Origin of the sequence: Nocardioides sp., from assembly GCF_035429765.1 — a bacterium.
GTDB lineage: Bacteria > Actinomycetota > Actinomycetes > Propionibacteriales > Nocardioidaceae > Nocardioides.
In genome coordinates this window covers 1-7,814 of the sequence record NZ_DAOMFK010000143.1, presented here as the reverse complement: position 1 = coordinate 7,814, position 7,814 = coordinate 1, and the positions used below count along the sequence as shown (strand labels likewise).

At 72.3% G+C, this 7,814-nt stretch carries 9 protein-coding genes and 1 pseudogene; 8 read left to right on the top strand and 2 right to left on the bottom strand.

Features of this window, described 5'->3' with window-relative positions; all coding sequences use genetic code 11:
* The 6 genes and pseudogenes from PLP61_RS12505 to PLP61_RS12480 all read left to right on the top strand — a co-directional run.
* Nucleotides 1-207: pseudogene (locus PLP61_RS12505) on the top strand (DNA polymerase III subunit gamma/tau); the annotation flags it as partial.
* Nucleotides 208-253: 46 nt separating this feature from the next.
* On the top strand, nucleotides 254-607 hold the full coding sequence (locus PLP61_RS12500) for a YbaB/EbfC family nucleoid-associated protein (protein WP_324503054.1): 354 nt from the start codon (nucleotides 254-256) through the stop codon (nucleotides 605-607).
* 19 nt (nucleotides 608-626) lie between these two features.
* Nucleotides 627-1,226: a recombination mediator RecR gene (recR, locus tag PLP61_RS12495; RefSeq protein WP_324503053.1), complete on the top strand. Its 600-nt coding sequence runs from the start codon at nucleotides 627-629 to the stop codon at nucleotides 1,224-1,226.
* Nucleotides 1,219-1,833 (top strand): DUF5063 domain-containing protein, encoded by a 615-nt coding sequence (locus tag PLP61_RS12490; protein ID WP_324503052.1) that lies wholly within the window; start codon nucleotides 1,219-1,221, stop codon nucleotides 1,831-1,833. Before recR ends, PLP61_RS12490 begins: the two co-directional genes overlap by 8 nt.
* Nucleotides 1,834-1,917: 84 nt before the next feature.
* Nucleotides 1,918-3,189, top strand: a complete 1,272-nt coding sequence (locus tag PLP61_RS12485; RefSeq protein WP_324503051.1) for an aspartate kinase — start codon at nucleotides 1,918-1,920, stop codon at nucleotides 3,187-3,189.
* Nucleotides 3,186-4,226, top strand: a complete 1,041-nt coding sequence (locus tag PLP61_RS12480) for an aspartate-semialdehyde dehydrogenase (protein WP_324503050.1) — start codon at nucleotides 3,186-3,188, stop codon at nucleotides 4,224-4,226. Before PLP61_RS12485 ends, PLP61_RS12480 begins: the two co-directional genes overlap by 4 nt.
* 266 nt (nucleotides 4,227-4,492) lie before the next feature.
* Here the strand turns inward: PLP61_RS12480 and PLP61_RS12475 are convergent, their stop codons facing one another.
* Nucleotides 4,493-5,284: a crotonase/enoyl-CoA hydratase family protein gene (locus tag PLP61_RS12475; RefSeq protein ID WP_324503049.1), complete on the bottom strand. Its 792-nt coding sequence runs from the start codon at nucleotides 5,282-5,284 to the stop codon at nucleotides 4,493-4,495.
* Nucleotides 5,285-5,423: 139 nt separating this feature from the next.
* Between PLP61_RS12475 and PLP61_RS12470 the strand changes: the two genes are divergently transcribed.
* Together PLP61_RS12470 and PLP61_RS12465 are read left to right on the top strand one after the other, a co-directional pair.
* Nucleotides 5,424-6,323 (top strand): ABC transporter ATP-binding protein, encoded by a 900-nt coding sequence (locus PLP61_RS12470; protein ID WP_324503048.1) that lies wholly within the window; start codon nucleotides 5,424-5,426, stop codon nucleotides 6,321-6,323.
* On the top strand, nucleotides 6,320-7,120 hold the full coding sequence (locus PLP61_RS12465; RefSeq protein ID WP_324503047.1) for an ABC-2 transporter permease: 801 nt from the start codon (nucleotides 6,320-6,322) through the stop codon (nucleotides 7,118-7,120). Before PLP61_RS12470 ends, PLP61_RS12465 begins: the two co-directional genes overlap by 4 nt.
* Nucleotides 7,121-7,243: 123 nt before the next feature.
* On the opposite strand, the gene PLP61_RS12460 is transcribed toward PLP61_RS12465, so the two are convergent.
* On the bottom strand, nucleotides 7,244-7,495 hold the full coding sequence (locus tag PLP61_RS12460) for a hypothetical protein (RefSeq protein WP_324503046.1): 252 nt from the start codon (nucleotides 7,493-7,495) through the stop codon (nucleotides 7,244-7,246).
* Nucleotides 7,496-7,814 lie beyond the last annotated feature (319 nt).

The window sequence follows — 7,814 nt, the reverse complement described above, 5'->3', positions numbered from 1 at the left end:
GACGACCCGGCCGTGGCCGCGGCGCGCGAGGCGATCCAGGCGACCCGGAGCGCCGGAGCGGAGCCGCCGCGCTCCGACGACCTCGCCCGGGCTGATGCCGCGGTCGACCCCGACGACCCCGACGCCGACGCGGAGGGGCTGGAGGGCACCGCGCTGCTGCAGGCCAGGCTCGGTGCTCAAGTGATCGAGGAGATCCCGCGCCAGTGACGTGCGAGACTCGCAGGCCAGACCCACGACAGGACAGGTGGATCCCGTGACCGAGAACCCGTTCGACGCCCTCGGCGGCGCCGGAGGCTTCGACATGAACGCACTGCTGGCCCAGGCCCAGCAGATGCAGGAGCAGCTGCAGGGGGCCCAGGCCCGGCTGGCCGAGGAGACCGTCGAGGGCTCGGTCGCGGGCGGGTCGGTCACCGTGACGCTCACCGGTGTCGGCGACCTGGTCGGCGTGGCCATCGCGCCAGGCTCTTTCGACGGCGACAGCGCCGAGGACCTCGCCGATCTCGGTGACCTCCTGGTCGCGGCGTACCGGGACGCCAAGGCGCAGGTCGAGCAGCTGGCCGCCAACGCGCTGGGGCCGCTGGGCGGCGGCCTCCCCGGGCTCGGCTGAGACGGTGGGCTGAGCGACCGTGTACGAAGGCGTCGTCCAGGACCTCATCGACGAGCTGGGCCGGCTGCCGGGCGTCGGGCCGAAGGGTGCGCAGCGGATCGCGTTCCACCTGCTCCAGGCCGACCCGGCCGATGTACGCCGGCTCGCCGACGTGCTGGTCGAGGTGAAGGCGAGGGTCAAGTTCTGCTCCACGTGCTTCAACGTGTCCGAGGACGAGCAGTGCCGCATCTGCCGCGACCCGCGCCGCGACCCGTCGGTGCTGTGCGTGGTGGAGGAGTACAAGGACGTGGTCGCCATCGAGCGCACCCGGGAGTTCCGCGGGCGCTACCACGTGCTCGGTGGCGCGATCTCGCCCATCGACGGCATCGGACCCGAGCAGCTGCACATCCGGGAGCTGATGGTGCGGCTGGCCGACGGCGCGGTGACCGAGGTGGTCCTGGCGACCGACCCGAACCTCGAGGGAGAGGCCACGGCGACCTACCTGACCCGGATGCTCAGGCCGCTGGGCTTGCGCGTGACGCGGCTGGCGAGTGGACTGCCGGTAGGGGGTGACCTGGAGTACGCCGACGAGGTCACCCTGGGACGCGCGTTCGCAGGGAGGCGATCGGCAGATGACTGACCAGACCGACGCGAGGGTCGTCGCCGCGGTGGATGCGGAGACGGCGATCTTCGCCCGCCAGATCGCCGACCAGGTGGCCAGCTTCCTGCTGGCGCTGCGGGCGATCGCGAGCGAGGCGGACCCGGGCCGGGGCATCTCCCTGCTGCTGCTCGAGGTGAGCCAGGTGCTGCTCGCCGGGGCCCGGCTGGGCGCCCAGCGGGACTTCACCCCGCGCGAGCAGTTCCAGCCCGACGTCGGGCCTGACGCCGACCTCGACGAGATGCGCCTGCGGCTGGCCGACATGCTCGGCAGTGTCGACACCTACAGCTTCGTGTTCGACCCCTACGACCCCGAGGTCGTGGTGAGCCAGCTCTCCGACGACCTGACCAGCATCGCGGCCGATCTCGACAACGGGCTTCGCCACTACAACACCGGCGACGTGGCAGAGGCCCTGTGGTGGTGGCAGTTCTCCTACGTGTCCTCGTGGGGCAACCTCGGCGGCGCCGTGCTCAACGCCCTGCTCACCGTGGTGGCCCACGACCGGCTCGACGCGGATGCCGACCTGGACGCGGAGCAGGTGGCCGCGGCGAATGAGATCCTCGGCGCCGGGGAGGAGCCACCCGGGTAGACTCCTCAAGGCCGCAGCGCAGCGTGGCGGGGCCCGACCCGGGGGCCGGCGGCCGGTTCGACCACCGATCACGAGGAACCCACCGTGGGCATTGTCGTGCAGAAGTACGGCGGCTCGTCCGTCGCCGACGCCACCGGCATCAAGCGGGTCGCCCAGCGCATCGTCTCGACCAAGAAGGCCGGCCACCAGGTGGTCGTCGTGGTCTCTGCGATGGGTGACACCACCGACGAGCTGCGCGACCTGGCCGAGCAGGTGACCCCGCTGCCGCCCCCGCGTGAGCTGGACATGCTGCTCACGGCAGGCGAGCGGATCTCGATGGCGCTGCTGGCCATGGCCATCGCCCAGCTCGGCCACAAGGCGCAGTCGTTCACCGGGTCCCAGGCCGGAGTGATCACCGACTCCGCCCACGGCCGGGCCAAGATCATCGACATCACCCCGGGCCGGATCGAGAACGCGCTGGCCGCCGGGGCCATCGCGATCGTGGCCGGCTTCCAGGGCGTCTCACAAGACACCAAGGACGTCACCACCCTGGGCCGCGGAGCCTCCGACACCACGGCCGTGGCCCTGGCCGCGGCCCTCGGGGCGGAGGTGTGCGAGATCTACAGCGACGTCGACGGGGTGTTCACTGCCGACCCACGGATCGTGCCCACCGCCCGGAAGCTGGACCGCGTCTCCACCGAGGAGATGCTCGAGATGGCGGCCAGCGGCGCGAAGATCCTGCACCTGCGGTGCGTCGAGTACGCCCGCCGCTACAACATGCCGGTCCACGTGCGCTCGTCCTTCTCCCACAAGGAGGGCACCTGGATCGTCCCAGAACCCGAAGAGGAACCCGCCATGGAACAGGCCATCATCGCCGGCGTCGCGCACGACCGGAGCGAAGCGAAGATCACCGTGGTCGGCGTACCGGACAAGGTCGGCGAGGCCGCCCGCATCTTCGAGGCGCTGGCAGCGGTCGAGGTCAACATCGACATGGTCGTCCAGAACGTCTCCGCGGCCGCGACGGGGCTCACCGACATCTCCTTCACCCTGCCCCGCGCGGACGGCCAGACCGCGATGACCGCGCTCGCCCGCATCCAGGACGCCGTCGGCTACGACAAGCTGCTCTACGACGACCAGATCGGCAAGGTGTCGCTGATCGGTGCGGGCATGCGCTCCCACCCCGGGATCACCGCGAAGTTCTTCGCCGCCCTGGCCAACGCCGGGGTGAACATCGAGATGATCTCCACCTCGGAGATCCGGATCTCGGTGATCGTCGACGAGGGCCAGATCGACGCGGCGGTGCTCGCCACCCACCACGCCTTCGACCTCGACGCCCACGAGATCGAGGCGGTCGTCTACGGCGGGACCGGCCGATGACCCGCCCGGTGAACCTCGGGGTGGTCGGCGCCACCGGCCAGGTGGGCGTGGCGATGCGCCAGATCCTGCTCGAGCGGGCGTTCCCCGTCGACCGGGTGCGGTTCTTCGCCTCGGCCCGTTCCGCCGGCACCGTGCTGCCCTTCGGCGACCGTGAGGTCGTCGTGGAGGACACCGCCACCGCGGACCCCTCCGGGCTGGACCTCGCGGTGTTCTCCGCCGGGGCCACCACGTCACGTGCCCAGGCGCCGCGGTTCGCCGCCGCCGGGGTGGTGGTCGTGGACAACTCCTCGGCCTGGCGGATGGACCCGGACGTGCCCCTGGTGGTCTCCGAGGTCAACCCGCAGGCGATCGCCGAGGCGCGCAAGGGCATCATCGCGAACCCCAACTGCACCACGATGGCCGCGATGCCGGTGCTCAAGCCGCTGCACGACGAGGCCGGCCTGGTGCGCCTGGTCGTCTCGACGTACCAGGCCGTCTCCGGCTCGGGGCTGGCCGGCGTCGACGAGCTGGCCGGCCAGGTCGCGGCCGCGGGGGACAAGGCCCGCGAGCTCGCCTACGACGGGGAGGCGGTCGCCTTCCCGGCCCCGGTGAAGTACGCGCGCACCATCGCCTACAACGTGCTCCCGCTGGCCGGGTCGATCGTCGACGACGGGCTCAACGAGACCGACGAGGAGCAGAAGCTGCGCAACGAGTCGCGCAAGATCCTCGGCCTCCCCGAGCTGCGGGTGTCCGGGCTGTGCGTCCGGGTGCCGGTGTTCACCGGGCACTCGCTGTCGGTCAACGCCGAGTTCGCGCGGCCGCTACCCGTGGCCCGGGCTCGGGAGCTGCTCGCGCAGGCTCCCGGCGTGGAGCTCAGCGAGGTGCCCAACCCGCTCGAGGCGGCGGGCAAGGACCCGTCGTACGTCGGTCGGCTGCGCCAGGACCCAGGCGTGGACGACGAGCGAGGCCTCGCGCTGTTCCTCAGCAACGACAACCTGCGCAAGGGCGCGGCCCTGAACACCATCCAGATCGCCGAGCTGGTCGCCGCGACGCTCTGACCGGACGCGTCTCAACATCGGCACGCGCCCACCGTGCCCACGTGTGTCGGACACGTCACGAGCTTCACCGGGATCTCTCCCGCTCCTGGTCCCACCACGACCCGTTGGCGCGCCGGGTGCACATCCTCAGCTCGCCGGGCCGCTCGGAGTAGACGACGTGTCGGCACAGTGACCGACCTTCCCACGGCGCACCGAGCGCGTTACGGTGTGAGTCCGACCGGCCGTGACCCGAGACGCGGCCGGTCGTCCATTTCCCGGGGCGTGAGCTACGGTTCCGGGTCGGCACCCGCCGGTGCGCCGTGCCGTCCAGCGCCGCCGATGAAGCGGCGCGCGCCGTCCAGCGCGTCGGCGGCCAGGGACACCCGGCCGTGGCGCAGCTCGTTGGCGAGCGCGTCGGTCTCGCTCAGGCCGTGCTGCTCCCGCAGCGAGGCCCGGTCGTGCCGCAGGCAGGTCTGCGGGAACGTGCTCAGCTCGCGGGCGAGCGCCTGGGCGGCGGCCAGCGCCTGGCCGGCCGGGACCACCCGGTTGACCAGGCCGATCTGCAGAGCCTCCTCGGCCTCCACGGCCCGGCCGGTGAGGACGAGGTCCGTGGCCCGGCTCTCACCGATCAGCCGGGGCAGCCGCACGGTGCCACCGTCGACGAGGGGGACACCCCAGCGGCGGCAGAAGACGCCGAGGACCGCGGTCTCGTCGGCGACCCGCAGGTCGCACCACAGCGCGAGCTCGAGGCCGCCGGCCACGGCGTACCCCTCGATGGCGGCGACCACCGGCTTGCCCAGCCGCATCCGGGTCACCCCGAGAGGCCCATCACCCTCCTCCGCCACCACGGGGCTCCGCGCGGTGCCCAGCGACCCGAGGTCGGCGCCCGCGCAGAAGACCCCGCCCGCGCCGTGCAGGACGGCGACCGCGGCCGCGTCGTCGGCGTCGAACGCCCGGAACGCGCTGGCCAGGGCGGCGGTGGTGTCCCGGTCGACCGCGTTGCGCACCTCCGGCCGGTGGAGGGTGACGGTCGTGACCGGTCCGTCGCGTCGGACCGAGACGCCCTCGGGAGCGAGCATGGTGGCCAGCCTAAGCGGTGCCGGCCCGTGCCGGACGTGCCTCCGGGTCGACCCCGAGACCGGCTCAGGGTACGACGGGGGCACGGGTGGGCGGCTTCCCCGATGTGCGACCGCGCCGGTCGGGGCGACGATCCTGCCCATGATCGACGTCACCTCCCTCACCAAGACCTACCGCGGGGTGCCCGCGGTGGACGACATCACCTTCACAGCCCGGCCCGGACGGGTCACCGGGTTCCTGGGCCCCAACGGCGCCGGCAAGTCCACGACCATGCGCGTCATGGTCGGCCTGACCCCGCCCACCGCGGGAAGGGCGACCATCGCCGGCCGGCGGTTCGCCGACCTCCCCAACCCCGGGCTCGAGGTCGGGGTCCTGCTCGACGCCTCCGCGCAGCACGCCGGGCGCAGCGGGCGGGAGATCCTCACCCTCGCGCAGCGGACGATGGGGCTTCCGGCTGGACGGGTGCAGGAGATGCTGGACCTGGTCGGCCTCACGGCCACCGAGGCCGACCGCCGGGTCCGCCACTACTCGCTGGGGATGCGCCAGCGGCTGGGCATCGCCGTGGCTCTGCTCGGCGAGCCGCGCGTGCTGGTCCTCGACGAGCCGGCGAACGGCCTGGACCCGAGCGGGATCCGCTGGATGCGCGACCTGCTCCGCGGCTTCGCCGACGCCGGGGGCACGGTGCTGCTGAGCTCGCACCTGCTGCACGAGATCGAGGCGATCGCCGACGACCTCGTCGTGATCGGGCAGGGCCGCATCGTGGCCCAGGGCTCGATGGAGTCGCTGCTCCACTCGGCCGGGACGGTGGCCAGGGCCGACGACACCCATGCGCTGGAGCGGGCGCTCTCGCTCTCGGGCACCTCCACGAGCCGTACCGGGGACGGCGCCCTGCACGTCGAGGCGCCGGCCGAGCTGGTCGGCCGGGTCGCGCTGACCGCCGGCGTCGCTCTGGTCGAGCTCCGTCCCGCCGACGGTGCCGGCCTGGAGGACATGTTCCTCGCGCTCACCGCAGACACCCAACGAGAAGGAGCAGCGGCATGACCACCGCCACCGTCGACCAGATGGGTGGAGCCACCCGCAGCGTGCCCGCCCGGATCCCGCAGAGCCGGGTGGTCGGCATCGAGCTGCGGAAGATGTTCGACACCCGGTCGGGCTTCTGGCTGATGGCCAGCATCGTGGTCACCGCGCTGCTCACCACCGCCGCGGTCCTCCTCTTCGGCGGCCAGGACGCACTGGTCTACGACAACTTCGCCGCCGCCGTCGGCGTACCGATGACAATCATCCTGCCGGTGGTGGCGATCCTCTCGGTCACCAGCGAGTGGAGCCAGCGCAGCGGGCTCGGGACGTTCACGCTCGTGCCGCACCGGGGCCGGGTGATGGCGGCGAAGGCGGCCGCGACGTTCGTGGTGGGGGTCGTCTCGATGGCCGTCGCACTGGCCGTCGGCGCCCTGGGCAACCTGGTGGGTGCCGCGATGAACGGCATCGACCCGGTCTGGGACCTGTCCGCGGCACACATGCTGACGATCGTGGTGGCCGACCTGCTGGGCATGTTCCTGGGCTTCACGCTCGGCGTGCTGGCCCGCAGCTCCGCGGCCGCCGTCGTCGGCTACTTCGTGATCACGTTCGTGCTGCCGCCGCTGTCGGCCCTGCTGGCCGCGAGCCAGGAGTGGTACCGGCATGCGCAGCCCTGGGTCGACTTCACCGTGGCCCGCAACGTGCTCTACGACGGCGTACCGTCCGCCCAGCAGTGGGCCCAGCTCGCGGTCGCGTCGTCGCTGTGGCTGCTGCTCCCGCTTGCGGTCGGGCTCGTGATGCTGCGCCGCGCCGAGGTCGTCTGACCCACGCAACGTCGTCCGGACGGAGCCAACGCTCCGTCCGTACGACGTTGTGCCGGGTGTCGTGGAACGGAGCGTGGGCCCATGCCCTGGGTCCCAGTCGGGGTCCGAGGCGGGTCTGGACGGTCAGGCGTCGACGCGGAAGGCGAGCTGGCCGTGGCAGTCGCAGCAGACCAGGTCGCCGGCCTCGACGAGGTCCCACAAGGTGGCGAGGACGTCGCTGCGGTCCGTGCGGAGCTCACTGGTGACGGTGGCGGTCACCTCCGCGGGTGTCCAGTCGCCGTGGGCGACCGCGTCGCGGACGTGGGCGGTCAGGTCGGCCGGGAGGGCCATCGTGGTCATCACTCTCTCCAGACGTGAGGGCTGGAAGTGCCTCACCCGTCCATTTTGGAACGTTCCAGGGCCCGGGACGAACCGGAACGGCCCATCCGACGTGTGCGATCCCTCACAGCGACACCCGGACCAGTGCGGTGGTACCTCGGACCGGCCACCAGACGGGGCGAGAACCGAGCGAGCTGATGGGCCCGACAGGGTGCGACCTCACATCGGTCGGGCTCTGGTGATCACCGCCGTGATCACCGAGAACCGCGGGTCCGTGCCCTCGGCCCGCCGAGCTCGACCTCCTCGTCCTGGGCGCGACCCGACGGAACCGCGCACGTGCGTAGTTCGGGTCGTGGTTCCGGTCGGATCAGCAGCA

Bases quoted from the DNA above. Each gene is read 5' to 3' on its own strand.
- PLP61_RS12480 (WP_324503050.1), top strand. From the start codon at position 3,186: ATGACCCGCCCGGTGAACCTCGGGGTGGTCGGCGCCACCGGCCAGGTG.
- PLP61_RS12465 (WP_324503047.1), top strand. From the start codon at position 6,320: ATGACCACCGCCACCGTCGACCAGATGGGTGGAGCCACCCGCAGCGTG.
- PLP61_RS12470 (WP_324503048.1), top strand. From the start codon at position 5,424: ATGATCGACGTCACCTCCCTCACCAAGACCTACCGCGGGGTGCCCGCG.
- PLP61_RS12490 (WP_324503052.1), top strand. From the start codon at position 1,219: ATGACTGACCAGACCGACGCGAGGGTCGTCGCCGCGGTGGATGCGGAG.
- PLP61_RS12475 (WP_324503049.1), bottom strand. From the start codon at position 5,284: ATGCTCGCTCCCGAGGGCGTCTCGGTCCGACGCGACGGACCGGTCACG.